Source organism: Yoonia tamlensis (genome assembly GCF_900115105.1).
Classification (GTDB): domain Bacteria; phylum Pseudomonadota; class Alphaproteobacteria; order Rhodobacterales; family Rhodobacteraceae; genus Yoonia; species Yoonia tamlensis.
On record NZ_FOYP01000001.1, the window covers coordinates 676,934 to 701,743 of the forward strand.

Here is a 24,810-nt window from a genome sequence, read left to right on the forward strand (position 1 = left end):
CCTAAAAGCGCAAGCAACAAGGATGACGCAGATGACCGATGTGAATGACGATTGGTTCGGCGAAGATGCCGCAACATTTGGCGACAGGCTGGCAGGCGCGCGTGACGCGGCAGGGCTGGACCAAAAAGAACTGGCGGGCCGTCTGGGCGTGAAAACTGCCGTGATCGCCGCATGGGAAAACGACACAAAAGAGCCGCGCGCGAACCGCTTGCAAATGTTGTCCGGTTTGCTGGGCGTATCGCTTAGCTGGCTGTTAACCGGCGAAGGCGAAGGCCCCGATGCGCCCGAAGATACCCACGAGATTTCTGGCGACCTGCTTGATCTTTTGGCCGAAATGCGGCTTTTACAAACCCAGATCAGCCAGTCGGCCAAAAAGCTCGGGCAGCTTGAAAAGCGTCTGCGCACAGCCATTAGGGAACAGTCATGACCGAAACACGCGAAGCCATGATCAAACGGATGCGGATGCGGTCGATGCGGCGCGGTATCAAAGAGATGGATCTGATTTTATCCGCCTTTGCCGATGCGCATCTGGCAGGGATGTCCGATGCGGAACTGGCGCTTTATGACGCGCTTTTGGCGGAAAACGACCACGATATCTATGGCTGGATCGGTGGGCAATTTGCGGTGCCAGACAGCTATGCGGGCCTGATTGCGCAAGTTACCAAAGGCGCGCATGGGGTGACGCGGCCCGCTTAGGGGGCGTTGCCCTCTGATGAAACCAGAGGGCGCCGCGATCCTGTTACGGCTGCGCGGCCAGCCAGCCCAAAATCGCCGCATTTGTTTGCGCGGGCTTTTCTTGCTGGATACAGTGCCCGCAATCAAGACTGACAACATCCACATTGGGTACAAAATCGGTCAGCCTGTCTGATTTCGGAATAGTATCCCGATCACCATAGATCATCAGCGCGGGGGTGTGGATCACCGGATCAACACCGTCCAAAATGCCCCAATTGCGATCCAGATTCCGGTACCAGTTGATGCTGCCTGTGAATCCCGACGTGGTGAATGAATCGACGTAGACGGCCAGATCATCATCACTCATGAGCGGATCACCCAGCGGCGTATCCGCCTGTGCCAGATCAATCATCACCATACCGGGCGCAGGCGGTGTCAGGGGCACGTTTTTGCGAAACAAATTGCGCAGGAACTGTGCGCAATGCGCATCAAGCACGGCATCGGCTACGCCGGGTTGGCGATTGAAATGCACGAAATAATAGTCGGGGCCCAAGAATTCTTCCATCATGTCGATCCAGGGCTGCGCAGTGCGTGCCTGATAAGGCAGGGCAAGGTTGATGATTTTGCGCACCCGCGAAGGCTGCAAAAGCGCCAAGCCCCAGACGATATTCGCCCCCCAGTCATGCCCCACAAATGTCGCGTCTGTGTAACCGTAGTGATCAAGCAGCGCGGCCAGATCCCCCGTGAGCTGCGTAATGTCATAGGCGCTGACATCATCAGGGCAGGTTGATTTCCCGTAGCCACGCTGATTTGGCGCGATAACGTGATAGCCCGCAGCGACCAGCGCCGGAATTTGGTAACGCCAGGAATAGGCATGCTCTGGCCATCCGTGGCAAAGCACAATCGGGTTTCCGATGTTTTCCTGGCCGGCTTCAAAAACCTCTAATGTGACATCATTGAGGGCGATGCGCCTTGGCGCGGGGAAGCTACGGTAGTGAGTTTGCAAAACGATATCTCCTTGTTTGCTTGCGTGAATCAGAGATAGGATAAAAAGGTGCCAAAAAATGACACCTTTAACGGTCAGGTGATGAAAATGAACGCGCGTCACCGACAAGACAACATTGTCCGCCATTTGCGCCGCAACGGGACGTCGACAATCGCGGAACTTGCGCGCGAAGCGGGCGCGTCACGGCGCACAGTCCTGCGCGATATTTCTGCGTTGCGGGACGCGGGTTTTGTCATTCATTCCGAATCCGGTCGCGGTGGCGGTCTGCAGCTTGATCCGCAATCTGTGCAGACCACGGCGCGGCTGTCAGTCGCAGAAGTGTTTGCGTTGCTGATCAGCGTGGCGTCCATGCGTGCGGCAGGCAATCTGCCCTTTTCGGGGCTTGCGGATACGGGGCTTGCCAAGATTGAAAAGGCGCTGCCTGCCGATAAAATCCGCGATCTGCGGCAGTTTCTTGACTGTTTGTATGTCGGGACGCTCGCGCCGCAGGTTGATATTTCTGATTTAGGCGAGATCGACCCGGCCTTGCTGCCCGCGTTTGAAGCGGCGTTTTTGGAGCGCAGGCATCTGGCGTTTGAATACCGCGATGCAAAAGGGGTGATCACGCAGCGTTCCATTGAACCGCAAGCAATGCTGATCTTACCGCCGCTTTGGTATCTGGTGGCTTGGGATCCTGCGCGCGATGGTTTCCGGCATTTTCGCATGGACAGAATCAGCGGGCCAAATTGCGTAAAAGACACGCATTTTCGGCGACGCCATGTGACATTTGACGATACGGTGCGTCCTTTACACGATGCGCCTCGCTGACCGAAACTGTTTGGATTACCTACAATTTTAGCATTTAACTGAATGTTTTTTATTTTGTTTTAGCTTTCTGGGGCAGCTGAAGACGGAGTAAAAAATATGAGTATCCATACTGATATCGACGGGCCAAAACCCAAGGGCCATGCAGCGGCGCGCAGTGCCAGCTTTATGGCCAGCTATCTTGATGCGCTGACATTGGTTGAACGGCTGCACCGCCTATTGCTTGATGTGATCAAGGACGAATTTGAACGGGTTGGCATCCTGGAAATAAACGCGGTGCAGGCGCTGTTGCTGTTTAACGTCGGCGATAACGAGGTCACGGCCGGTGAACTGAAAACGCGCGGCTATTATCAGGGCTCGAATGTATCTTACAATCTGAAAAAGCTGGTTGATCTGGGCTATATGCACCACCAGCGCAGCGAAATCGACCGCCGGTCCGTGCGCGTGCGCCTGTCGGAAAAGGGGCGTAATGTGCGCGCCATTATTGCCCAGCTATTTGTCACCCATGCGGACGGGCTGATCGCGCGGGACGTGCTTGATCATGACGGGTTGGACAATATCACAGGCGCGTTGCGTCGTGTGGAACGCTATTGGACCGAGCAGATCCGCTATATCTACTAAAGCGATCCGATGGCGATGCTTTGTAGTTCGCGCAGCAATTTGCGTTCCATCGCGGCGGCGTAATCTTCAAATCCGCGCGCGGTTTCGACAAATGCGCCTGCGCCGCGGATCACATAGGACCGGTAATATGCGGCAAGTTCGGTATCATCCGCGGCCGCCACGACAAGCCCGTTCACGATCACACCGACCGGCACCAGATGGGGCGCGATATCTTGCGGGCGCGGACCTGTATTGGCCGCGCCGTCACCCGAAATATCAAGCGTGCGCCGCCAGCATGCGGGCTGCTGGTCAAGCAGCGCAAATCCCGTCATCATCGCCGCACCGATCGCCGTTGTGGGTGCTGCGGCCTGCCTTTGGTGGCCGTGCAGCACTGTCACAAGCCGGTTCAGCTGGGCGGGGTCGTTCAGGGCCATCCATGGCTGGATGACGGTCTGGTCGGTCGGCCCGCTCCATTCATAGATGCTGATGCTGACCGGTGCATCCGGCTGCTGGAACAGCACCGCTTGCACCGCTTCGCTTTGCAAAGCGGCGGCAAGCCCGTCAAGCTGCAGCCGGTATTCCACCGCATCCACAGAGCCTGAAACATCAAGCCCCAGCGCCAATGCATGGCGGCAGGCTGCCGTTGCCGCGACCGGAACGCAAAGCGCTAATATGGCGGCGCGCAGGATCATCGCGCCCGCGCGCAGCGTGCCTCCTCGCAATACAAGGCGCGCGCCGTTTACCAATGACCGGTGTTTTCCATGCTGGCCCAAGGTTCGCGCGCGGGCAGGTTGCCGCCGGCTTGCAAAAGCTCGATGGAAATATTGTCGGGCGAACGCACAAAGGCCATACGCCCGTCGCGCGGCGGGCGGTTGATGGTCACGCCATTGTCCATAAGGTGCTGGCAGGTCGCATAAATATCGTCGACCTCATAGGCAAGATGCCCGAAATGGCGGCTGTCGGATGGCAGTTCGTCATCGCCATCCCAGTTATAGGTCAGCTCTACAGGGCAATCCTCTTGGCCTTCGGGGGCCATGAAGATCAGGGAAAATCGCCCCGCTTCGACGTCATGGCGTCTGGTTTCTTTCAGGCCCAGCAGGGCAAAGAATGCCATGGTTTTTTCAAGGTCTTTGACCCGCACCATTGTATGAAGATATTTCAGCGGCATTTTGTGTTCCTTCGTAAAGATTTCACGGAGGAACCTAATCGGAATAGACCGCAAGGCAACCGCCAAATGCGCATGTTCGATAAAGTCTGAATGGGGTAATTTTACACCAATGGCAGTCCCTAGGGGAATTGAACCCCTCTTTCCAGGTTGAAAACCTAGCGTCCTAACCGATAGACGAAGGGACCGCACTTGGTGTGTGGCGCTTTTAGAAAAACTGGACGAAGGGCGCAAGAGGTATTTTGATTTATTTTTATTTTTTGTGCGAATTTTTTTAGCGGGCGGGTGCCGCGTCCTCGAGCCGCAATTGCACGGATTGCCGCCCGCGCCATGTGTTGACCTCTAGCCGTCCGGCCAGATGGAACCGCGCACCATTATGCCCCATAAGCATCGGACCAAGCGGCCCGTCCATACCGCCAAAGCAGATGGAATCGATGCGCGCGCCAAGCCCGTCGCCAAAGGTGACCTTGAGGTGATTTGCGCCGACCTGTTTGGCAAAAAGGATTTGCACGTCAGGAAAGGCAAAGCGCGGGGCAGGGGCGCCTGCGCCAAATGGTCCGGCCTTTTCAATCTGTTCGACAAGTTCCACCGTGGCCGCACCCGGCATCAGCACCCCGTCCAGTCGCAAATCGGCAGGGCCGATGTCGGCGGCCCCCTGTTTGGCCAGCAGCGCGCCAATGCGTTCCATCGCGGCATCAAGCTGATCGCGCGCGACAGTCAGACCTGCGGCCATCTTGTGCCCGCCGCCTTTGATCAACAGCCCGTCTGCCGCGGCGCGTTGAATGGCGGCACCCAGATCAATGCCGGAAACCGAACGCCCCGATCCTTTGCCTTCGTCGCCGTCGAGCCCGATTACAATCGCGGGGCGGTTGGTGGATTCTTTGAGGCGCGATGCGACAATACCGACCACGCCAGGGTGCCAGCCTTCGCCGGCGGCCCAAACCAGCGGGCCGTCCAGCCCGCGTGCGGTCGCCTGTTCCAATGCCAGATCACGCACCTGTGCTTCGACTTCGCGGCGTTCGGTGTTGAGCTGGTCAAGCTTGGCGGCCATGGCTTCGGCCTCGTGGCGGTTGGTGCAGGCAAGCAGCCGCGCGCCAAGATCCGCCTGACCAATGCGCCCTCCCGCATTCACCCGCGGCCCAAGCAAAAACCCCAGATGATAGCTGGTCGGTGCCTGATCCAGCCCCGCAACATCGGCAAGCGCTGTCAGCCCGATCCGCGCGCGCCGCCCCATGACGGTCAGCCCTTGGCGCACAAACGCGCGGTTCACCCCGATCAGCGGGGCCACATCGGCCACGGTCGCCAGCGCCACCAGATCTAGCATGGCCATCAAGTCCGGCCCTTTTTCACCCGCGGCGCGCATCTGCCGGTTGGCTTCGACCAGCATCAAGAACACAACGGCAGCGGCGCAAAGATGCCCCAGATCGCCGCTTTCGTCCTGACGGTTCGGGTTCACCACGGCCACGCAATCGGGCAGGGTTTCACCGCCAAGGTGGTGGTCAAGCACAACCACGTCGGCCCCTTTGGCCGCCGCAATCGGCCCGTGCGAAAGCGTGCCGCAATCGACACAGATAATCAGGTCGTGATCTTTGGCCAGCATTGCCATGGCTTCGTCGTTCGGGCCATAGCCTTCGTCGATGCGGTCAGGGATATAAAGCGTGGCGTCCAGCCCCATATCGCGCAGCCAGTTGATCAGCAGCGCAGCAGACGTGCCGCCATCCACATCATAATCGGCAAATATCGCAATCCGTTCGCGGGCCTGCACGGCGGCCAGAAACCGTGTCGCGGCTTTTGCCATATCGCGCAGGTCTTGCGGGTCCGGCAGAAGGTCGCGCAGTGTCGGCGCCAAAAAGGATTGCGCTGCGCTATCGGCCACACCGCGCCGCACAAGCGTGCGGCACAAAGGGCCGGGCATGCCGGTGGATTGCGCCATTGCCTCGGAGAGGCGGTCTTCTTCGATCGAGGGGCCGACCCAGCACCGGCCAGTGGCCGATTGGGAGACATTAAGAAAGGATTTTGAATGTGTCATACTGCCAGACACTAAAGAACGGGCGCAGCCGGTGCCACGCCCATTTCGCACGAGATCCGCTAGACGGGGTAATTTCTTGCCGTTACGTTGACCGCAAATACGACGGGGGCAATGATCTGCGCAGGCTATGGCCATGTTGCGCCACAGAAAATTGACCCAAAACAAGATCGGGCAGACCAGATGTCACATATTTACCTGAAACTGGGCGATGCCGTCATCGCGATCAACTGTCCGGATCAATTGACCGAAGTTATCGCGACTTTCTGGCCAAGGGTTGTTGCCTGCGACGCGCAAGAAAGCACCCTTACGACGATCCGGATTGATGCGGTGACCCCCAAAAGCTGGATGATTCTGGGCGAAGGGTTCGCGCCGGTAGGACCGGTCGCAAAGGCGGATATCATTACCGCGCTGACCGACCGTGTCCAACAGATTTTGGCAACCGCAAAGCGGGGATTTGTGGTGCATGCCGCCGCGGCATCATGGGACCAGGAAACGGTTCTTGTCATGGGTGCCCAAGGCAGTGGCAAATCGCATTTGCTTGCGTGGCTGGTTGAACGCGGCCTTGCGATGCTGGCCGATAACGACCTGTTTTTCATGCCTGAATATGACGGGCTTGTCGGGTTGGGAGGGCCGGTTGCATTTGCAGCAGGTGACAAGAACAAGGCCTTGGCGGGGCTAAAGGATTTTAGCAACTGCCTGACATTGGCAGGCACCGACCGCGCGGTTGTCTTGGCCGATCCCGATTGGGTGTTGCCCAATGCGCCAACCCGACCGGCATTTGTGATCTTTGTGGAACATGCCAGTAACAGCCACCTGACGATTGCGCCACTGACGGTGCAGGATGTTGCCGCCAAGATCAAGAATATCCACCCCGATCTGGACAGTGCCGCTATCGAGAAACTGCAGGCCTATCTGGGCGATTTGCCTGCGTTTTCGCTTAATTATGCGGGTTATGACGACATCGAGAATGTCGTCGATCAACTGTGCTATTACGCGATCAGCGTAAAACCCGACGCGGATGTGTTTCGCAGCTATGTGCAGCGCATGTGCGGATCACAGGCCAGCCGCAACAAGGTGATGGAAATCCCTGCGCGCACCGACCGCAAGCTGAGCCCGCGACTGACAATCGGCATGGCCACATATGATGATTACGACGGGGTCTACTTTTCGCTGCAGGCGATCCGCTTGTATCATCCTGAAATTCTGGACGAAGTCGAATTTCTGGTTCTGGACAATAATCCGACGGGTGCCTGCGCGCCGGCGCTGAAGCGGTTGGAAAACAATATTCCCAACTATCGCTATATTCCCGCAACCGGTATCAAAGGCACCGCTGTGCGCGATTACATTTTCTACGAAGCCTACGGCGAATATGTGCTGTCGATGGATTGTCACGTGTTTTTCACGCCCGGATCTCTTAAGCGGTTATTGGACTATTATGCCGCAAACCCCGACACGGATGATCTGTTGCAGGGGCCGCTTTTGCATGACGATTTGAACACGGTTGCTACCCATTTTGTGCCCAAGTGGAGCAGCGGCATGTTCGGCATCTGGAGCGAATCTGAAAATGATTTTGATCCCGATGGCACCCCGTTCGATATCCCCAGTCAGGGCTTGGGCATCTTTAGCTGCAAGAAATCGGCGTGGCCCGGTTTTAACCCGTCATTTCAGGGCTTTGGCGGTGAAGAAGGCTATATTCACCAGAAATTCAGAAACCTTGGGCGCCGGACCTTGTGCCTGCCTTTCTTGCAATGGATGCACCGTTTTGAACGCCCCTACGGTGTGGCCTATCGCAATGTCTGGGAGGACCGGATCCGAAACTATGTTCTGGGATTTGAAGAAGTCGGCATGCCGCTTGACGAAATGCGCGCGCATTTCACAGAGCTGGTCAACAAGCGGACCGTCGATGCCGTGTTCCAAGAGGTTGCCGCCCAAAAGGCAAAGCCGGTTATCGGGCAGGCACATTTTCCCAAGCAAAAGCTGTCTTGAGGATCACGTCGATATCATCAAATGCGGGCGTCCAGCCTAGCCGTTCCCGGGCCAGATCGGCGTTTGAAATGACAATAGCCTGATCGCCTGCGCGGCGTGGTTGGTTGCGGACCGGGAGTGGCGCGCCAGCGGCCCTGCCAACAGCATCCGCGATTTCACGCACCGAATGGCCTTTGCCATAGCCCAGATTGCACAAGATATTGGCGCCGCCTGATTGCAGCGCAACAAGCGCAAGCCGGTGCGCGATGACCAGATCGCTGACATGGATATAGTCGCGCACGCATGTCCCGTCGGGCGTGGCGTAGTCGTTGCCATATATTTCCAGCACATCGCGCTTGCCCGCTGCGACCGCGCAGGCGACCTTGATCAGGCTTTGTGCGTCTGGCGTGGATTGCCCGATCCGGCCCGCCGGATCGGCCCCCGCAACATTGAAATACCGCAAGATCGCAATGCCGATGCCAGAGGCGCGCGACGCATCTTGCAACATCTGTTCGGTAAACAGTTTCGACCACCCGTAGGGCGACGCGGGCTGACAAGGCGCTGTTTCCGCAATCGGTGCGCTGCTGGTTGCGCCATAGACAGCCGCGGTTGACGAAAACACGATATGTCTGACGCCGTAGCGTAGCAGGTTTTGCACCAGCGCGCGGCTGGCTTCGGTGTTGTTTTGAAAATATCGCAGAGGGTCGCCTATCGATTCCGGCAGGCTGGTTGATCCGGCAAAATGAAAGACCGCCGATATATCGCAGCTCTGGCAGATACGGTCGATTATGGCCTCGTCAGCGACATCGCCCTGAAAGAACCGCGCGTCTTTGTGGATGACGGCGCTGCAACCTGTTGAAAGGTCGTCCAAAATAGCCACATCATACCCGTGATCAATCAGCTCCAAGACCATGTGGCTGCCGATATAGCCTGCGCCTCCGGTTACCAGTATTGTCAAAACGGCCTCTTGAATGCGGGGGATACGCCAATCCGCGGCCCCCCAAATAAATGCGCAGCCTGAAATGGATTTGTTTCAGGCTGCGCAATTCTATATTTGTAACAAAGCATTGCGACCCGAGAATGGCCGCCGGCACAGCCCTATGCGGGCGATGTTGTTGGCACGCTTGTGGTGGTCGGGGCTGCTGTCGTTGGCGCCGCTGTTGTCACTGTGACGTCGGGTGTTGTTGTCGGCGCTTCGGCTTCGTCTGCTTCGGCGTAGCCGTAGCTGAACACTGGTGCGTTTTGCAAGAAATCATAGCCGACCATCAGCGCGGTGTTGTCGAAAAGGTAGCCCGCGCTCAGATCCGCACCAAATTCGCCTGAACCCAGGTAATAGCTACCGCCAAGGCCAAAGACGGCCTCTTCGGGTTGGTTGTCGGAAAGTATCTTTGCGGTGATCGCAAACTGTGGCGACTGGCCGCCACCGAAGGCAACACCGCCACCCAGCATGAATGTCGGTTCAGCGCTGAGTGTGGCAGGGCCAAGCAGGGCCGCAGCACAAGTCGAAACTAGAATATGTCGCATAAAGATACTCTCTTGTAGATTGGGGTTCTATAAAATCTGCTTAAAGTCTTATGCATACTGCAAAATACCGACCTGAAAATCAATCAAGTATTACTATGCCGTCCGGTTATTGCAACTAACCCGGGTTTTTGCCCTGACGTAGTTCCAGCAAATGCGGCGCAAACGGCAAACGTTCATATTTGATGCGCGCGGGCGTGTCCGGTTCTGACTGGATGAATTTGCTGTCAAGCGACACCAAAGATATGGGGAAATCTGTCTCCTCCAGCGCAAGATCCATCGAAAACCGGACAGAATAGGGTCCGGCTGCCTTGGACAGATGCAGCACCTGCACATGGCCAAGATTGCGGTCTGCCCCGTTGATTTCAAGCTCGATGCGTCTGCGTATGGCGGGCATTTTAAACACAAGATTTGCGGTCAATGTCCATGTCCCCGCCGCACCCGAATGCGATTGTGCGGCGACATGCGACAGAACCATCGGGCCGGTATCTGCGGCCTGTGCCTTGCGCGTTAACCTGCGCAGTTGGCGCGTGTCGCTTTGTGCGTTTCGGCCCGAAAACCGCATGCGCGCCGCTGCGTGAACGATGGCGCGGGCGCGGGTTTGCAGCGCTGTCAGATCTTGCGCATCGCGCGCGAGTATCAACGAAGGGATATCGCGCAATCGCGCGCGGGCAGAATGGGCACCAAAACGGCGCAGCGCGTCATCCGGCAGGGGGATGTCTAATTCTTGGGCAAGAAACGACAGCGCAATTGCAACAGGCCCGCGCAATCGCCGGCCCTGCGCAATGGCATATAGTTTGTCCCAGTCTACGGTTTCGCTGTTAAGTATCCCGACGATATCGACCAACCAGTCGCTGTGGTGGTGCCCGTCCCATGCGCCGTGTCCCATAGCCATTACCAGCCGTTCTTCGACGCAAGGCACAAAGACCGGTAGGTCATAGTAGTTAACGGGGATCGCGTCGCGGATCAGTGCGGTGTCAAATTGCGGGTGCGCCTGGATGTGCTGATAGGCACAGCGGTGCAGGTCGATGTCGCCAAACCGCCCCTTTTTGAAATTGCGCGCGCGCACGCTTGACAGGCGCGCCTTTAGGCCCAAGGCGCTTTCGCCGCGGGTGGATTGCCAGCCGTCATCAAGCAACATAGCGGCGGCGGTTTCGAAATCCGCGTCCGGCATCACAAGATCAAGATCAAATGCGCTGCGTGATTTTTGCTGTGTCGGATCAAGCGCAACCCGCGCGGCCCCCTTGAGCAAGACAGGCTTGAGCCCCATTTCAACAAATTTTTGCAAGGGCGGCAGGTTGGCAGAGACGGCCAGACGCGACTGGGTCCAATGCAGGCGGTGCATGCCAACAAGGCGCGGGTATTCCGGCAAGGCGTCAATCGCGCGCCCGAAGCGGCTTGTTATCGCGGCAAAAAGCCGGTGTTCGGGAAAGCTGGCATCATCAAGATCGTTTTGCGACAGCCAATCAGACAGGGCCTGACGCGCGACGGTTTCATCGGGGTTCAGGGCTGCTTGCAGCAACTGCAAACGCCCGCCGTCGGGCCATGCCCATGCAAAATTCGGAAATCTGCGCGAAAGAAGGGAGCTGTTCATTTTTGTTCAGCCTGACGCCGGCGCATGATTGCCGCGCGTGCGACCGACAAATAGCCGCGGTGGCTGTAGTCATCTGCGCGATAGGTCATGCTGCCCGCAATGATGCGCCGCAGCATCAAAACCTCGGGCAATATATGCAAGCTATAGCCTGCCGCGCGTGCGCGACCCAGCCAATCCACCATGTCACCGGAACCACCAGGCGGGTCGATGACGGGGCCGACTTTGTCAAATGTGGCCCTGTGCAAAACGATCGACGACCGGATGAGCGCATCGCGTTCTTCGCCCTTTGTGCGATCACTGTCACCATGGTGAAACTGGCGCGATTTTGTGAATGAAATCGCATTTGGGCCAAGGGTCGCCAGATGGGCCATTTGCTGCGCCATTTTTTGCGGAAGCCAGATGTCATCTGCATCCAATCCGGCGATTACAGGCGCGCTTGTCAGGCGGATCGCATGCGTTGTCGCCGCCCCACAGCCCGTGTTGGGCTGGCTGACAATGCGGGCGGCCGCAGGGTGGGCTTTGACACATGCGACGGTGTTGTCTGTTGATCCGTCATCAACCACGACAATTTCGGAGGGTTGAAGGCTCTGCGCCAGAACAGAATCAAGTGTTTCGACAATCGTGCGGGCGGCGTTATAGGCCGGTATAACAACAGCGTAATTCATTTTGCCCAAAAATCCCTTGGAAGTTCTACGTTGAATTCCGGTTTCACAAGGCGACGCCATGGTTCGCGCCTACGCCGCACCACACTGCGCACAAGCGCGCGGTTGAACCATAATGTATTGTCTTCCATTTTGGCGGACATGTTTCCATCATGGCGCAGATAGTAGTGGCAAACGGTTGGTGTCTGGCGAAAATTCACGCCGATCTCAAACGTTCTGAAAATAAAATCCGTGTCTTCAGCCATTTCCAAGCCTTCATCAAACCGGCCAATGCGATCAATCAGGGCGCGCCGATACAGGCAGCACGCCAAGTGGATGCTTGTCAGCGCGATCTGTTTTGCGTCCACGGGGACGCTGAAGGTTTCGCGGTCAATTTCAAATGTAATCAGCATATCGCCGTAGGTGATTTCGACCTCGGGTTCATCAAGCAGGATTTTCAGGTCGGTAGCAAAACGGTCCGGTGCCATAATATCATCAGAGTCGAGAAAGGTCACAAACGCGGTTTGCGGCAGCAGGTTTTCAAGGCCCGTATTCCGTGCACGCGTGACGCCGCCGTTTTCGCGGCGCACAATGCGGACGCGTGGGTCCTGATCCGCGAGGGCGGACAGAACCTTTGGTGTTGCGTCGGTTGACCCGTCGTCGATAACCAAAACATCAAGCGGCAGTGGCGCGTTCTGGCGCAATACGGATTCGATCGCTGACCGGATATGCGTTGCACGATTGTATACGGGGATAATGACGGTAACGGTCAATGTAATGTCCTTAGAAACTGGCGTAGCACGGCGGTGATTTCGTCAGGCTCGGTGCCCAGATCCAGCCGGTAGGCCGGCAGCAGGCGCGCAATTTTGCCGGCAACCGAAAACAGGCGCGGGCGATCACAGTGGATTTGGGTCACGCCCGACGGGGCCAGCGCGATAAACGCGGATTTGGCATCAACTGGCGTGACACTGGTTTGGTCGCCATGCGTAAGATGCGGCAACAAAATCGCCTTAAGGTCGATTTGGGATGCCAAGGCGCCATCTGTCACATCTGGCAGATAGAACTGGTGCTTGCCCTGCCAATTGGCTGCTTTGGGGATTGCGGCATGATCCCATTGCCCCAGACGGCGCAATCCGGCTTCGTCCTGTTTTAATGTATCGAAAACAGGGCAGGCAGCACGTTTGCCCGCATCAACTAGCACGTAATCATCGCCGACGCTTTGCAGTCCGGCGAATATACCGGCAAGCACCGTTGAAGATTTTCCCGCCCCGCCTGCGCCCGCCAGCAGAACCCCCGCGCCGTCCAGCGCCAAAGTGCCGCCATGCAAAAGCGACCTGTCGACGGCGCCAAGGTGCCATTGAACAAAATTGCGCAGCGGCGATCCGGCATCCCAAGCGGGATATCCTTCGCGCGACGCCATCCACTGGATCCCGATTGCGCGATCAACATCAAAGACCTGCCAGAAATCGAGATCATCAAAATAGTGCAGCCGGTAGGGCGTTTTTGACAGAATTGCCTCGATCTCGCGTTCACGGAAACGGTGTGGCGGCCAATAGGGCATCGCGCAAAGCCGGTCATCCGCGTTGATCACGGCAATGCGACACTGGCTTTTATGGCCGGTGTCGCGGGTTGCGAGTGCGCGCTGCGCCTGTTCCAGATAGCAGAGATCGTTGGACCCCACATGCATTGCGGCACCGGCCACGGTCAAAGTCCGCTTATGCGCCACCGCAGCAAAAACATCGTCGAACCCCGCAAGAAATTCTTGGATCGATGTGACAACTGTGTGTTCGCAAAACGATATTTGGTTCGCTTGAAGCGCTGTTCCAATCATCGGGCCGCTATGTGTTTTCAGGAAGTTTGGGCCAGCCCTGTTGTTCGTCAACGTCGTGGATCGGGTCCGCGAGGATGAGATCGGACAGATCATCATAGACATCAACCGTTGGTGCCGCTGCTAAGTCTTGGGCGTCTGCGGTAATTGCGGCTTCGTCTGATGCAACAATCAGGCCAAGATCAACAAGCTGTGCGGCAAAGGCGGCCCCGTGCGCTGCTGAAACATCCGCTGGATCGGCGCCTGCTGCGATGCTCATCCACAATGCCGCCCCGGATTCATTTAGCCCGAAGTACTGGCCTGACTGGAGATTGAGCACGACAATTTCGCCGTCAAATTCTTCGTGGACCACATCGGGGCCTGCCATTTTATAACGAGCCATGAAGCCGCCTTTCATTGTGCAAATTTTGGTAGAGTATTGGTAAATAAAGTCATGAAAGACAAGGCCGGTCCCGGCGCTTGTCATGGGTTTCCAACATAACGGGCGCCGATCCTTTCAGGTGGCACGCTTTGCCGTCTGGCGCGTCTGTTCCGGCTATGCGCCTGGGTGACCACGTGTCTGTTCCAGTGCAAATAATGGGCAAAACGGAGCCATTGCACAGGGCCGTGCGCGGGCCGTGTGCGGGCAAATAGCCGGTCAGCATCTGACGGGTCCGCTGCTGCCAATAGCCGTTTAACCGTGTCGGGGTTCTTGTTCAGAATAAATGCAAGCAATGAAAAGCCCGAAATGCGCAGATCGTCTGTTTGGTCTTCATTCACTGCGGTGAAAAACAGCCTGCGCGACAAGGCCAATGCAAACAGGTCGCTGAGCAGATCGACAAGCGCCTCTGTGCGGTCGAGCGTGGCTGCGTTGTGCAATGGGACGCCACCAAGATCAGGGGTTTGTGTCACGCCGAACACAGTTGTCGTAGGGTGCAAGATTTCCGCGGCGGCAGAAATTGCCTGCGCGCTGTCAGAGCAGATCAGTACCGACCGCCCACGCAAGACCGACCGCAAGCGCGTCAAAAATGTTGCGAAGTCAGTCTTGTAGTCTGAATGGCGGATATGGATGGCATCAAAATCCGCGCTTAGGCTGCGCAGGTTGTCCACAATCAGCCGCGCAATCTGCGGCACAAGGCAAAGCCGGTCAAGCGCCGCAAAGGATGCAGGTCCGCCGCCGGCTTGTTCGTAGACAATGAGCTGTTCGCTGTGGTCTTGTGCGGCATCAAAGTTAAGCTCGCAGCCGGTCAGGGTATCAACGTAATAGGCGTGTTGTGGTACCCATTCGGTTTCATACGAAGATATGCGATGACATATTTCGCGCGGATAAACAGATGTGAGCGCATCAAATGCGGGTATCATTCCGTCGGTCCACCCCAAGACCTCGCAGCCGAAATGTTCTTGTGGGGTAAACACATCCTGAAACGGCATCCGGATGCCAGAACGCGTTGTATCAATAAGCAGAACGCGGTTGTACTTGATCGCGTAGAGACGGCATTTTTCAATTTGGACCATCGCGTCATTAAAGCCCCCGCGCGGCCGGCAAAGCAGATAGGTCTTGCGCGGGTCACAGATAAAATCAGCCATTGTGGCACGCCTTTGGGATGTGTCGGGTATGATGGAACGATTTGTCCGATCTGGCCCCGTTGTCCTGCTTGGCGCTGCCGTGATCGCGCGGTGAAATACCTTTGGCCCTGAAATGGCCGACGGCGCGGCAAACCTGTGCTGTTTCTGTCATGACCTGCCTTTCGGGCAACGCGCAAGTTGCGCTGTGATCCGCGCATGATAGCAGCAGATTGCGCGCGCGAATATAAGGGCGCAGGTCTTTTTCGTTTGTTTAGCTTTTGCGCGGCAGGGGGCAAAGCATCTTGGTGCGGTATGTGTAATGCACGTATAGGTTGTGTAGTTTGTGGTTTGGCATTTCCACTACAGGCGAATCTCTTTGTGAATATCTTCGAAATTAATTGAAATTACGTTGCGTTAAGGCGTCGTTCACCTAGCGTTAATCTTGGGTTTATTTACCGTTTACAAATCTAAATTTTGTTTGCGATAAAGGTGTTCAGACACATTTTGGACATCTTTTTAGCTGCAACTCTTCGCAATTCACGCCTAAACTAATTTAACGCAACGGACCAATTGGGTCCATTCGATTTATGCAATTATAGGGTGTATTCATGCTTGGAAAACTGCGCGCAAAATCCGATCGTTTTCAGGATGACGACAGCGGTTCGGCAACGATTGAATCACTGTTGTGGATCCCGATGTTTGTTTTCGTCCTCGTATTGATTACCGATGTTTCCTTTATTCTTTTCGGCAAGGCGCAGGCCCTGCGGTTTATTCAGGACGGTAACCGCGCGTTGTCGGTTGGCGCGTTGGAAAGCGTCGAAGAAACCGAAGAGTTCATTCTCGCTAATATGGCGGGTTTTTCGTCCACGGCCACGGTAGAAACCTCGATTGTTGACGGGATCATTATCTCGACAACGCTCGTGATGCCTGCCGTCGATCTTATGGTGATCGGCACGATGCCAATCTTTGAAGACACGCTTATCAGTGTCTCTGCAAATCATTTCCTGGAGCAGTAGTATGACAAATCTTCGCCCGCAGAAGCACCGCCCAATCAATGATATTCACGCTGACGACAAGGGCAGCATGACAATTCTTGGTTTATTTATTTTTCTTGCTGTCGCGATTATGGGTGCTTTCGCGATCGACGTGACCAATATCTATATGTCGCGCACACACTTGCAGACCGCAGCAGACCAAACGGCCCATGCCGCACTATATAACCGCCAGCTGATGGAAGAACGCGACGCAAAGACGGTTGCGCTTGCCATTGCCGAAGCGACACTGCCGGAAAACACATTCGGTCAGGTCATCGAAGCGGAAGATATCGAGTTTGGCACGTTTGACACGGCCACACGCGTCTTTGTTGCAGAAGAGGGGCAATCCGGTGCTGTCCGTGTAAGAACCCGATTTACCGAAGATTCGCAAAACGCGCTGCAGAGCCATCTGATGAAACTGGTCGGGCTAGACCAGTTCAACATCATCACTGAATCCGTATACACAACCTATAAGCCGGGCTGTTTGCGCGAAGGTTTTGTTGCCGAAGGTATCGTCGATATTCAATCCAATAACGCCTTTGGGAACGGCTTTTGTATCCACTCGAACACCCATGTTTCGCTGAACAGCAACAACACGTTTGAAGCGGGAACCGTCGTTTCGATGCCCGATCTGGCCGATCTGGATTTGCCGCGCTCGGGATTTGAATCAAACGAAGGTCTGCTTGCCGCGCTACGTTCGACGGGGATGAATATCCGTGTTCTGTCCCGCGTTGAGAATATGATCTTGCATTATGAAGGTACGCCCTTGGACAGCCTGCCAAACGATACAGAGGGGCTTCCGAGCTATATCACGTCATCAACGGTGATCAGTACCCGTACAAAAAAGATCACAAGCGAAGAGATCTATGCGCTTGATAACAATCAGGGCAGCGGGCGCGTGCATGTGATCACCTGCACAGGCGGTTCCGGTCTGACAATTGATGCGTCAACAACGCTCGAGAATGTTATCATTATCTCGCCTTGCGAAATCAAGTTCAGCTCTGGCAGTTCGATTGAAAATGCCCGCATCATTTCCAAGTCGACATCGTCGGATTCGATCAACTCTCCTTCGGGGTTGCGGGTTGGCCGTGATGACAATTGTGCAGAGGGCGGCGGCGTGCAGCTGATCACACTTGGCGGTATGCGTTTCCCTGCGGATTTGCATATCTACGGGTCGCAGCTCATTGCGATGGGTGACATTGATTTTGCCGCCAATGCGGATGGGGTACAGGGTGCGTCATTCATTGCCGGCGGGCAAATCGACGGCACATCCAATATGAACATGTCGCTTTGTACTACGGGTATGGAAGATAACATCGAAATCCCATACTTCCGGCTTGCCTACTAAAATACGCGAACCGTTGTCGCAGGTGCAAAAATACATGCACTTGCGACAATAACTTGCGCGACAAATCCGGGTCGTGCGCCAGTTTTGGCCTTGCCGCCACTGTTTCCAATGTGAACGCAACGTTAAGCTATTGTTTCACGTCTGTTCACCAGCATTCGTTTATAGGATACCAGTTACTGCGTTCAAAAAAGTGAACTGAAAATATCGACCAATCGGGAGCTATCTAATGATCTGCGACGACAAAGCCTATTTCGTGACTTTTGCGCCAAAGCGCGAAGATCCGCCTATGCTTGTTGCCAGCGAGCATCGATTCCCCCATGTAATAGATGTTTTTGACGAGCTTGCCGATTACGCACATGCGCTGCTTGAACGAAAACCTGATACTAATTGACTCAATTGTCTGCATGGGCAATGAACTTTCTTTGGCAAACGGCTGAACTTACACAATGAAACAAAGCTTGAAAATCTTGGCAACGCTTGTTTGCCTTGCTCCGGTGGCTGCGCATGCGCAGATTGTCGAGCTGTCACAATCCGATTTGCGCGCAGCGATTGCCAACGACTCGGTTATTCCGACCCGCCAGATGATTGCCGGAGTCGAGAATTTCACCGGCGGCGATGTGATGGATGTGCGCGTATTCCTTGTGGATGGCACGATCACCTACCGCATTCTTGTCAGCTATGGCGATGGCCAGCTTGGCTCTATCCTTGTTGACGGGGTGCGCGGTACGCAAATTGCACAATCATCCAATATTGGCAGTCAAGTCATGGCCGCAGCCGCGTCGGGCCGTAATCCAAACAGCGTGAATGCCAACAACGGCAACAACGGTAACAACGGTAACGGTAATAACGGGAACGGCAACGGTAATAGCGGTAACGGTAATAACGGCAACGGTAATGGCAATAGCGGCAACGGTAACAACGGCAACGGCAACGGAAATAACAAATAACGCCAAATAATTGACACAACTGCGGGCTAACCACACTTTATGCGTATACTCATTGCCGAAGACGACCGCGTTCTTGCCCAGCAGATAAAAGACGTTTTGTCTGCCAATAGCATTGTTGCGGATATCGCCCAAGATGGCGTTGAGGCCCAGTTCCGTGCCGAGACGGAAACCTACGATCTGGTTATTCTGGATTTGGGGCTGCCGCAGCGCGATGGTTTGACGGTCCTAAAGTCGTGGCGCGCAAAAGGTGTCGATGTCCCGGTGCTGATACTGACCGCCCGCGATAGCTGGTCGGAAAAGGTTGACGGGCTGGATGCGGGCGCGGATGATTATCTGACAAAACCGTTTCATATTCCCGAACTATCTGCACGGGTGCGCGCAATGATCCGTCGCAGGGCCGGCCATGCCAAACCTTTGTTTACAAAAGGCAATGTTTGCTTTGACAGCCGCAATAGCCAGGTCACTGTTGACGGCATGCCGATCAATCTGACCGCGCAAGAGGTTTCCGTACTTTCGTATCTGTTTCACCACAATAACCGGCTTGTCTCGCGGGCCGAGCTTTCCGACCATATTTACGAATATGATCACGACCGCGATTCCAACACGATTGCGGTGTTTGTGAACAGGTTGCGCAACAAGCTCGGGAACGCGCTTATCGAGACAGTGCGCGGGCGCGGCTACGTGATCAAAATCCCGGAATGAGATCGCTGCGATCGCGTGCGGTTTTTGGCGGCGCCATCTGGGCCGTTCTTTCGATATTGGTGGGGCTGTTCGGGCTTGGGTCTTTTCTGGACGGGGTGACGCTCGCGCGGTTTGACGAAATCTTGCGCGACCGGCATACGCAGGTTGTCATTACCGTTGCCAATACGCATGGCAACCCTGATTTGATTGCGCGATCAATTGTTGATCCTGCCTATGTGCGGCCGTTCTCGGGCAATTATTTCCAAATCGAAAATGACGACATCGAACCGATTGTGTCGCAGTCGCTTGTTGATCAATTGCTGCCGCCGCTGACGGAAACATCGGCCCAACCCGCTTTTGCCGAATTTATCGGGCCAGCGGGCGGGCCGGTACGTGGTATTCACCAAACGGTTTCGTTTGATGACGGGTCGGTCTGGCATATCCGCGTCGCGTCATCGCTTGACCGGCTGGACGCGGATCGCAAGGAGCTGCGCGACAAGATTCTTGTGGCTTTGGTGTTCATTTGTGTTGTTGGTGTCTTTGGCGCCGTCTTGCAAGTGTCGGCAATTTTGCGCCCCATCAATAACCTGCGCAAGGATCTGTTAAGTAGATGGGATGGCGAAAAGAAATTCGAAGCAAGCGCTTACCCCAAAGAAGTCGCGCCATTGGTGAACGACATTAACGAATTGATGGACCGCAACCGTGAAATCATCGGCCGTTCGCGCAGACAGGCCGCCGATCTTGCCCATGCGATCAAAACACCGGCGGCGATTGTGCGCAATGAGCTTGAGGTCTTGCAAGAGCAGGGCCACGACATGCACAATTCGATGGATGCCATTGACCGTCTAGACGCGATGCTAAAACGGTCGCTTGCACGGATGCGCGCCGACGGGGCCGTTGCAAACAGACATATGTTTACCGATCTGGATGTGTCGCTTGCGCGGATGTCCAAAGCGTTTTCTGTAATGGCCGCCCAGCAGGAAAAAGCCCTGACAACCGATATTGTGCCGGGGATGCGCGCCCGCATCGACCAAGCCGATTTTGAAGAAATCATGGGCAACCTGCTGGACAACGGTTTGAAATGGTCAAAGCACAAGTTCCAGCTTTCTGCGGGGCTCAATGGCGCCGGTGAAATTGTTGTGTCGATCGAGGATGACGGGCCGGGCATCGCAAAAGCGGACCGCGACCTTGCGACGCGCAGCGGGCAACGGCTTGACACATCGCAGCCCGGAACAGGGTTGGGGTTGGCGATTGCCGATGATCTTGCGCAGGCATATGCCGGTCAGGTTACGCTGGGGTGTTCAAGGATGCTGGGCGGCCTGCATGTCAGGGTCCGACTGCCTGTTGTCGGGGGCTAGATCCCGTCGTTTGGTCGCGCAACTGCATGGCGCGAAACGGTCACTGCCATTGGCGCAGGGTGGCGGTGAACCGCCTATTTTTAACCAATTGATTTAATGTATAATTTTTCGAATTTTGGCACTGATGTCCATTACATGAACAGAGCCTAACAGGGCGTTCAAGCTAGGTTTAGTTGCCGCAATCTATAAGCGTTTTTGAATAGTTTACCTGAGGATCATAAAATGACGTCACGACTTAAGATGATTGCCAAGAATTCCCTGTCGGTATTGGCGGTTTCAACGCTTGTACTGACATCTGCGACCGCTGCATTTGCTGAACGTGGCGGTAACGGGAATGGCAACGGGAACGGAAATAGCAACGGAAATGGCAACAATTCCTCAAATAGCGCCGAGGCCCGAAATAACGGCAATAACGGCCGTGGTGAATTGGCGCGCGAGCTGCGTGGCCTGAACGCAGCGCATGCCAATGCAAATGCGCTTGCGAATGCGGCGCCCAACAGCATGCCTGGCCGGTTGAACGGCTATAAGCTGGCCCAAGAAAGCGCCGCACAGGCAAATGCTGTCGAAACCGCTGCGCAGGACGAATATGACCGGCTGATCGGATTGACCGAAGAAGAAATCGCCGCACAGTATCCCGAAGGCGGCTATGAAGATGCTGTCCTGAACGCCGCCCAAACGTTGCAAGTTGCAAGTGATGACGCTGCCGCCGCGCAGGCGATTGCAGCAGAAAGCCTTGTGGTGCTGACAGACGGTCGCGTCCTGTCTGACGCTGCGATGGCCGAATTGCACAGGCTGCTTGGTCTTTAATTGCCCAAATAGGCTGTTTGCCTTTACCACTTATTGGACCGCGCCAAGTGATCGACCTGGCGCGGTCTGGTCTTTGCAGGCATGGCGTTAGACGCCCAGATTGCGCCCCATCGCATTGGTCAAATGCCGCGCGAGCATGTCTTCGGCCAGATCTGGATCGCGGGCCTCCCATGCGGCGATGACATCCAGATGTTCGCCGATCGATATTTTTGCGGATTGCGGATAGCACACGGCGCCGCCGCGAATAATGCGCCCCATCAACTGGATTCTGCGATAGGAGGCATCGACGAGTTCGTTGCCAAGGCTGGCAACCAATGTGACGTGAAACTTGTCCTCGACCACGCCGAGCTTGGAAAACACGTTTTCCGTCGGGGTCAGGGTCTTAAGGACCGCCAGAAAATCTTCGTGCAACCTGCGCAATTCCAGCAGCTCGGATTTGGTCGCGGTGGATGCAAACCGCCGTGCGGCCGGTTTTTCGATGATTGTGCGAAACTGGATGGTTGACCGGATCAGCTCTGTTGTGGGCTGGATCACTTCGATGCCCGAACGAGGATGCACCACCAGCAGCCCGTCAGCCTCGAGCACTTTCAATGCATCGCGCACCGGTCCGACAGGGATACCTGTCAGCGCGACAAGATCGCCTTGGCTGATTCTTTCACCCATTGGTACGCGGGCGTCAAAAAGCGCCTGCAGGATGCTTTCATAGGCGACGTCAGACAGGCGAGGGGCATGTTTTATTTGCTTCATTTCCCACAGATAACAAATCACTTGATCAATTTCAAACCATCTGTTTAGATAACTGATAAATCAGATGGGCGACTTGATTGATCATGTTAAGCAACAGAATGACAGATTTCGCGATTACGCGCTTTGAATTCAAGCGTGACCGCGTGATTGGCGACAGTCAGGTCGGGTTTGACCGGTTTCACGGGTTTGCGCTGGAAATCAAGGATGGGGCAGGGCGGGTTGGTCTTGGCTTTGGGCATGCGCTTTGGGATGCGATGCCAGCGCTTGCGCAGTTGGAATCGACATTTGCGGACAATGTCTGGCCAATGCTGGACGGGCAGGCCCCGCAGACACTGTTGCACCGCGTAAGCCGCCCGCGCGGCGGCAACCAGCGGGATGCGACATATGATTTTGGCGAGGCGATGCAAATCGCGCTATGGGATCTGGCGGCGCAACAGGCGGGATTGCCGCTGGCGGATTATCTGGGGGGGCAACGTCGCGCGGTCAGAGCCTATGCCAGCGGTCTGGAGTTTCACCTGTCGGACACAGATTTCTGTGCGTTCTTCCAAGATGCCGCCGATGTCGGGTTTACAACATTCAAGATCAAACTGGGGCATGCCGATCCGCAATGGGATCTGCACCGGCTGGAACTGCTGCGCAAAACGGTCGGTGCCGATGCGGGCATCATGATCGACGCAAACGAGGCGTGGTCACCCAAACAGGCGCTGATGCGACTGGATATGTTCCGCCGCGCGGGGTTTGATTTGATTTGGGTCGAAGACCCCATCTTGCGCAGCGATTTTGCAGGCTTGCGCGCCTTGTGCAGTGCTGAGCCGTGGACGCAGATAAATTCGGGTGAATATCTGGATGTTGCGGGGCGGGCCGATCTATTGATGTCGCGGTCTTGCGATATCATCAATCTGCATGGCCGCATCAGCGAGGTCATGCGTATCGGCTGGCTGGCATCCGAAATCGGGCTGCCAGTTGCGCTTGGCAACACCACATTGGAAACCGGTGTGCATGCCGCCTGCGCCTTGCCCGAAGCAGCATGGATGGAATTTGCGTTCCAGAACTACGATCATCTGGTCGATACGCCCGTCGAAATGCGTGACGGGTTTGCGCATGTGTCAGACCGCCCCGGCCTTGGGTTCGCGTTGTCGGACGATGCCCGCAGGCTTTGGTCCGCGCCGGATCCGTTGCATGAAACTGCGTTAAAAACCGGCCCCGTTTGCGCGCCGCTTGCAGCATTGCGCACGCAGGCCGCAGCAGAAAAGACTTCGTCAAATTTGGAGGAAATGACACAATGAAACTGAAGCTTACGCTTACATCCATGCTTGCGCTAAGCGCGGGCAGCGCGTTGGCGCAGGATCTTACCGTATGGGATTGGAAATCCGGCGATCCGGCAACGCAAGGCTATTATGACAGCGCAAAACAAGCCTATGAAGAAGCCCATCCAGGTGCGACCGTCACCTTTGTCGTGCAGCCGCATGACCAGTATTACACATTGCTTGGCACGGCGTTCGGGTCGGGGCAGGGGCCTGATGTTGTGCTGTTGCACGGTGGCTCTCAAACCCAGAGCCGCGTTGGCGCGCTGTCTTCTCTTGGGGATGCAGCAGCGGGGTTTGCGGGCGTTGATGCGTTTTCGGTTGATGGCACGGCATATGCCATTCCGCTGACAATTCAGGGGTTTGTCATTTATTACAACCGTGCGCTTTACGAAGCCGCCGGATTGGACCCTGATGCCGCACCGACAACGTGGGACGAACTTGCGACTGTTTGCGAAGCCTTCATCGCCCAAGATGCGGTGCCATGTTTTGCCTTTGGCAACAAGCAGGGCTTTAGCGGTGAATTTTTTGCAACCTTGGCCACAGCCAGCACATTCACGGATGCGGATATGGCGGCTTGGGCTGCCGGTGATTTGCCTTGGACCGATCCAAAGGTCAGCGCCATCGTCACGCTTTTTGCGGACATGAATGCGCGCGGCTGGCTGCAAGAAGGCGCCAATTCCACAGCGAAATTCATGGATGAATACGAAATGTTCATGCGTTCCGAAGCAGCCCATACAGTTGGTTTGCTGTCGGACGTTGCGCATTGGAAGCAATTCGGAGAGTTTCTTGGCGATGAAAACCTAGGTGCATTTGCGATGCCCGTGCCAGGTGCAGAGGTTGCCAACCTTCCGTTTACGGGCGGTATCGGTTGGGCTGTTTCGGCAAGTTCCGAAAATCAAGAAGCCGCGCAGGATCTTGTCAAAATCCTGACAGATCCGACCCGCGAAGCGATATTTGCCTTTGACACGGGTGCGCTGCCTGCAAACCCCGATGTCGATACATCCGGCCTGAGCAGCCCGACGCTGACGCATATTCTGGGCTTGATGACTGCGCAGCCCGCTGGCATGGCACATAGTGTGATGAACCCTGCGGTTCTGGAAGAATGGAAACGCCAAAGCCAGCTTTTGCTGGGCGAGGAAACCAGCGTTGACGACGCAATTGCAGCGATGGAAGCTGCCCGGCTGGCGAACAAGTAAACGCGGTCGAAA

The 24,810-nt window shown here is 55.8% G+C and carries 27 protein-coding genes and 1 tRNA gene; 14 read left to right on the plus strand and 14 right to left on the minus strand.

The features are described from left to right. The first annotated feature begins 31 nt into the window (after window positions 1-31). Together BM320_RS03540 and BM320_RS03545 are read left to right on the plus strand one after the other, a co-directional pair. A complete protein-coding gene (locus tag BM320_RS03540) occupies window positions 32-427 on the plus strand; it encodes a helix-turn-helix domain-containing protein (RefSeq protein ID WP_090200318.1) in 396 nt (131 codons plus the stop codon). Beyond that, complete coding sequence (locus BM320_RS03545; protein WP_090196523.1) at window positions 424-696, plus strand: succinate dehydrogenase assembly factor 2; 273 nt, start codon at window positions 424-426, stop codon at window positions 694-696. The genes BM320_RS03540 and BM320_RS03545 overlap by 4 nt, the downstream gene beginning before the upstream one ends. A gap of 43 nt (window positions 697-739) precedes the next feature. On the opposite strand, the gene BM320_RS03550 is transcribed toward BM320_RS03545, so the two are convergent. After that, window positions 740-1,681 (minus strand): alpha/beta fold hydrolase, encoded by a 942-nt coding sequence (locus BM320_RS03550; protein WP_278246410.1) that lies wholly within the window; start codon window positions 1,679-1,681, stop codon window positions 740-742. A gap of 87 nt (window positions 1,682-1,768) precedes the next feature. Between BM320_RS03550 and BM320_RS03555 the strand changes: the two genes are divergently transcribed. Together BM320_RS03555 and BM320_RS03560 are read left to right on the plus strand one after the other, a co-directional pair. After that, a complete protein-coding gene (locus tag BM320_RS03555; protein WP_090196529.1) occupies window positions 1,769-2,488 on the plus strand; it encodes a helix-turn-helix transcriptional regulator in 720 nt (239 codons plus the stop codon). Between the two features lie 96 nt (window positions 2,489-2,584). Then, window positions 2,585-3,106, plus strand: coding sequence for a MarR family winged helix-turn-helix transcriptional regulator (locus BM320_RS03560; RefSeq protein WP_207496844.1), 522 nt, complete (start codon window positions 2,585-2,587; stop codon window positions 3,104-3,106). Here the strand turns inward: BM320_RS03560 and BM320_RS03565 are convergent. The 4 genes from BM320_RS03565 to recJ all read right to left on the minus strand — a co-directional run bounded on the left by BM320_RS03565 (window position 3,103) and on the right by recJ (window position 6,279). After that, complete coding sequence (locus BM320_RS03565; protein ID WP_242650944.1) at window positions 3,103-3,807, minus strand: DUF1194 domain-containing protein; 705 nt, start codon at window positions 3,805-3,807, stop codon at window positions 3,103-3,105. The genes BM320_RS03560 and BM320_RS03565 overlap by 4 nt on opposite strands. Before the next feature lie 17 nt (window positions 3,808-3,824). Beyond that, window positions 3,825-4,253 (minus strand): VOC family protein, encoded by a 429-nt coding sequence (locus BM320_RS03570; protein ID WP_090196531.1) that lies wholly within the window; start codon window positions 4,251-4,253, stop codon window positions 3,825-3,827. Between the two features lie 110 nt (window positions 4,254-4,363). Then, window positions 4,364-4,438 (minus strand) — tRNA-Glu (locus tag BM320_RS03575). A gap of 86 nt (window positions 4,439-4,524) precedes the next feature. Next, the gene (gene recJ / locus BM320_RS03580) at window positions 4,525-6,279 is read right to left on the minus strand and encodes a single-stranded-DNA-specific exonuclease RecJ (RefSeq protein WP_090200324.1); all 1,755 of its coding nucleotides are present in this window, start codon (window positions 6,277-6,279) and stop codon (window positions 4,525-4,527) included. Between the two features lie 180 nt (window positions 6,280-6,459). On the opposite strand from recJ, the gene BM320_RS03585 reads away from it, so the two are divergent. Beyond that, window positions 6,460-8,265: a glycosyltransferase gene (locus BM320_RS03585; protein WP_165614978.1), complete on the plus strand. Its 1,806-nt coding sequence runs from the start codon at window positions 6,460-6,462 to the stop codon at window positions 8,263-8,265. Here the strand turns inward: BM320_RS03585 and galE are convergent. The 8 genes from galE to BM320_RS03625 form a co-directional block, all read right to left on the minus strand. After that, entirely contained in the window at window positions 8,225-9,202 is a 978-nt protein-coding gene (gene galE, locus BM320_RS03590; protein ID WP_090196537.1) for a UDP-glucose 4-epimerase GalE, read from the minus strand. The genes BM320_RS03585 and galE overlap by 41 nt on opposite strands. Window positions 9,203-9,342: 140 nt before the next feature. Further along, window positions 9,343-9,768, minus strand: coding sequence for a hypothetical protein (locus tag BM320_RS03595; protein ID WP_090196540.1), 426 nt, complete (start codon window positions 9,766-9,768; stop codon window positions 9,343-9,345). 115 nt (window positions 9,769-9,883) lie between these two features. Then, a complete protein-coding gene (locus BM320_RS03600; protein ID WP_090196543.1) occupies window positions 9,884-11,359 on the minus strand; it encodes a nucleotidyltransferase family protein in 1,476 nt (491 codons plus the stop codon). Further along, window positions 11,356-12,024 (minus strand): glycosyltransferase family 2 protein, encoded by a 669-nt coding sequence (locus BM320_RS03605; RefSeq protein WP_090196545.1) that lies wholly within the window; start codon window positions 12,022-12,024, stop codon window positions 11,356-11,358. The genes BM320_RS03600 and BM320_RS03605 overlap by 4 nt, the downstream gene beginning before the upstream one ends. Continuing rightward, the gene (locus tag BM320_RS03610) at window positions 12,021-12,773 is read right to left on the minus strand and encodes a glycosyltransferase family 2 protein (protein WP_165614979.1); all 753 of its coding nucleotides are present in this window, start codon (window positions 12,771-12,773) and stop codon (window positions 12,021-12,023) included. The genes BM320_RS03605 and BM320_RS03610 overlap by 4 nt, the downstream gene beginning before the upstream one ends. Beyond that, window positions 12,770-13,831 (minus strand): phosphoenolpyruvate carboxykinase (ATP), encoded by a 1,062-nt coding sequence (locus BM320_RS03615; RefSeq protein WP_090196551.1) that lies wholly within the window; start codon window positions 13,829-13,831, stop codon window positions 12,770-12,772. The genes BM320_RS03610 and BM320_RS03615 overlap by 4 nt, the downstream gene beginning before the upstream one ends. A 7-nt stretch (window positions 13,832-13,838) precedes the next feature. Beyond that, complete coding sequence (locus BM320_RS03620) at window positions 13,839-14,210, minus strand: PqqD family protein (protein ID WP_165614980.1); 372 nt, start codon at window positions 14,208-14,210, stop codon at window positions 13,839-13,841. A gap of 80 nt (window positions 14,211-14,290) precedes the next feature. After that, window positions 14,291-15,394 carry an O-fucosyltransferase family protein gene (locus tag BM320_RS03625; RefSeq protein WP_090196557.1) on the minus strand — a complete coding sequence of 368 codons (1,104 nt, stop codon included), beginning with the start codon at window positions 15,392-15,394 and terminating at the stop codon, window positions 14,291-14,293. 587 nt (window positions 15,395-15,981) lie between these two features. Here BM320_RS03625 and BM320_RS03630 point away from each other — a divergent pair. From BM320_RS03630 to BM320_RS03655, 7 genes are all read left to right on the plus strand, one after another. Then, a complete protein-coding gene (locus BM320_RS03630; RefSeq protein ID WP_090196559.1) occupies window positions 15,982-16,389 on the plus strand; it encodes a TadE/TadG family type IV pilus assembly protein in 408 nt (135 codons plus the stop codon). A gap of 1 nt (window position 16,390) precedes the next feature. Further along, the gene (locus BM320_RS03635; protein WP_090196562.1) at window positions 16,391-17,755 is read left to right on the plus strand and encodes a Tad domain-containing protein; all 1,365 of its coding nucleotides are present in this window, start codon (window positions 16,391-16,393) and stop codon (window positions 17,753-17,755) included. A 226-nt stretch (window positions 17,756-17,981) separates the two neighbouring features. Further along, a complete protein-coding gene (locus BM320_RS16340) occupies window positions 17,982-18,146 on the plus strand; it encodes a hypothetical protein (protein ID WP_165614981.1) in 165 nt (54 codons plus the stop codon). Between the two features lie 67 nt (window positions 18,147-18,213). Further along, entirely contained in the window at window positions 18,214-18,702 is a 489-nt protein-coding gene (locus BM320_RS03640) for a hypothetical protein (protein ID WP_131802269.1), read from the plus strand. 39 nt (window positions 18,703-18,741) lie between these two features. Then, window positions 18,742-19,404, plus strand: coding sequence for a response regulator (locus BM320_RS03645; RefSeq protein WP_090196566.1), 663 nt, complete (start codon window positions 18,742-18,744; stop codon window positions 19,402-19,404). After that, a complete protein-coding gene (locus tag BM320_RS03650) occupies window positions 19,401-20,741 on the plus strand; it encodes a sensor histidine kinase (protein ID WP_090196569.1) in 1,341 nt (446 codons plus the stop codon). The genes BM320_RS03645 and BM320_RS03650 overlap by 4 nt, the downstream gene beginning before the upstream one ends. Window positions 20,742-20,963: 222 nt before the next feature. Then, window positions 20,964-21,548, plus strand: a complete 585-nt coding sequence (locus BM320_RS03655; protein ID WP_131802271.1) for a hypothetical protein — start codon at window positions 20,964-20,966, stop codon at window positions 21,546-21,548. Between the two features lie 87 nt (window positions 21,549-21,635). Here BM320_RS03655 and BM320_RS03660 read toward each other — a convergent pair whose 3' ends face one another. After that, window positions 21,636-22,295, minus strand: coding sequence for a GntR family transcriptional regulator (locus tag BM320_RS03660; RefSeq protein WP_090196575.1), 660 nt, complete (start codon window positions 22,293-22,295; stop codon window positions 21,636-21,638). A 98-nt stretch (window positions 22,296-22,393) separates the two neighbouring features. On the opposite strand from BM320_RS03660, the gene BM320_RS03665 reads away from it, so the two are divergent. Then, window positions 22,394-23,581: a mandelate racemase/muconate lactonizing enzyme family protein gene (locus BM320_RS03665; protein ID WP_207496846.1), complete on the plus strand. Its 1,188-nt coding sequence runs from the start codon at window positions 22,394-22,396 to the stop codon at window positions 23,579-23,581. Continuing rightward, window positions 23,578-24,798 carry an ABC transporter substrate-binding protein gene (locus BM320_RS03670; protein ID WP_090196581.1) on the plus strand — a complete coding sequence of 407 codons (1,221 nt, stop codon included), beginning with the start codon at window positions 23,578-23,580 and terminating at the stop codon, window positions 24,796-24,798. The genes BM320_RS03665 and BM320_RS03670 overlap by 4 nt, the downstream gene beginning before the upstream one ends. Window positions 24,799-24,810: the final 12 nt, after the last annotated feature.

Coding starts and splice junctions, on each gene's coding strand:
- BM320_RS03595 (WP_090196540.1), bottom strand. CDS start 9,768: ATGCGACATATTCTAGTTTCGACTTGTGCTGCGGCCCTGCTTGGCCCT.
- BM320_RS03660 (WP_090196575.1), bottom strand. CDS start 22,295: ATGAAGCAAATAAAACATGCCCCTCGCCTGTCTGACGTCGCCTATGAA.
- BM320_RS03605 (WP_090196545.1), bottom strand. CDS start 12,024: ATGAATTACGCTGTTGTTATACCGGCCTATAACGCCGCCCGCACGATT.
- BM320_RS03545 (WP_090196523.1), top strand. CDS start 424: ATGACCGAAACACGCGAAGCCATGATCAAACGGATGCGGATGCGGTCG.
- BM320_RS03615 (WP_090196551.1), bottom strand. CDS start 13,831: ATGATTGGAACAGCGCTTCAAGCGAACCAAATATCGTTTTGCGAACAC.
- BM320_RS03560 (WP_207496844.1), top strand. CDS start 2,585: ATGAGTATCCATACTGATATCGACGGGCCAAAACCCAAGGGCCATGCA.
- BM320_RS03600 (WP_090196543.1), bottom strand. CDS start 11,359: ATGAACAGCTCCCTTCTTTCGCGCAGATTTCCGAATTTTGCATGGGCA.
- BM320_RS16340 (WP_165614981.1), top strand. CDS start 17,982: ATGATCTGCGACGACAAAGCCTATTTCGTGACTTTTGCGCCAAAGCGC.
- BM320_RS03650 (WP_090196569.1), top strand. CDS start 19,401: ATGAGATCGCTGCGATCGCGTGCGGTTTTTGGCGGCGCCATCTGGGCC.
- BM320_RS03585 (WP_165614978.1), top strand. CDS start 6,460: ATGTCACATATTTACCTGAAACTGGGCGATGCCGTCATCGCGATCAAC.
- recJ (WP_090200324.1), bottom strand. CDS start 6,279: ATGACACATTCAAAATCCTTTCTTAATGTCTCCCAATCGGCCACTGGC.
- BM320_RS03630 (WP_090196559.1), top strand. CDS start 15,982: ATGCTTGGAAAACTGCGCGCAAAATCCGATCGTTTTCAGGATGACGAC.
- BM320_RS03645 (WP_090196566.1), top strand. CDS start 18,742: ATGCGTATACTCATTGCCGAAGACGACCGCGTTCTTGCCCAGCAGATA.
- BM320_RS03570 (WP_090196531.1), bottom strand. CDS start 4,253: ATGCCGCTGAAATATCTTCATACAATGGTGCGGGTCAAAGACCTTGAA.
- BM320_RS03555 (WP_090196529.1), top strand. CDS start 1,769: ATGAACGCGCGTCACCGACAAGACAACATTGTCCGCCATTTGCGCCGC.
- BM320_RS03670 (WP_090196581.1), top strand. CDS start 23,578: ATGAAACTGAAGCTTACGCTTACATCCATGCTTGCGCTAAGCGCGGGC.
- BM320_RS03635 (WP_090196562.1), top strand. CDS start 16,391: ATGACAAATCTTCGCCCGCAGAAGCACCGCCCAATCAATGATATTCAC.
- BM320_RS03625 (WP_090196557.1), bottom strand. CDS start 15,394: ATGGCTGATTTTATCTGTGACCCGCGCAAGACCTATCTGCTTTGCCGG.
- BM320_RS03540 (WP_090200318.1), top strand. CDS start 32: ATGACCGATGTGAATGACGATTGGTTCGGCGAAGATGCCGCAACATTT.
- BM320_RS03665 (WP_207496846.1), top strand. CDS start 22,394: ATGACAGATTTCGCGATTACGCGCTTTGAATTCAAGCGTGACCGCGTG.
- BM320_RS03655 (WP_131802271.1), top strand. CDS start 20,964: ATGACGTCACGACTTAAGATGATTGCCAAGAATTCCCTGTCGGTATTG.
- BM320_RS03620 (WP_165614980.1), bottom strand. CDS start 14,210: ATGGCTCGTTATAAAATGGCAGGCCCCGATGTGGTCCACGAAGAATTT.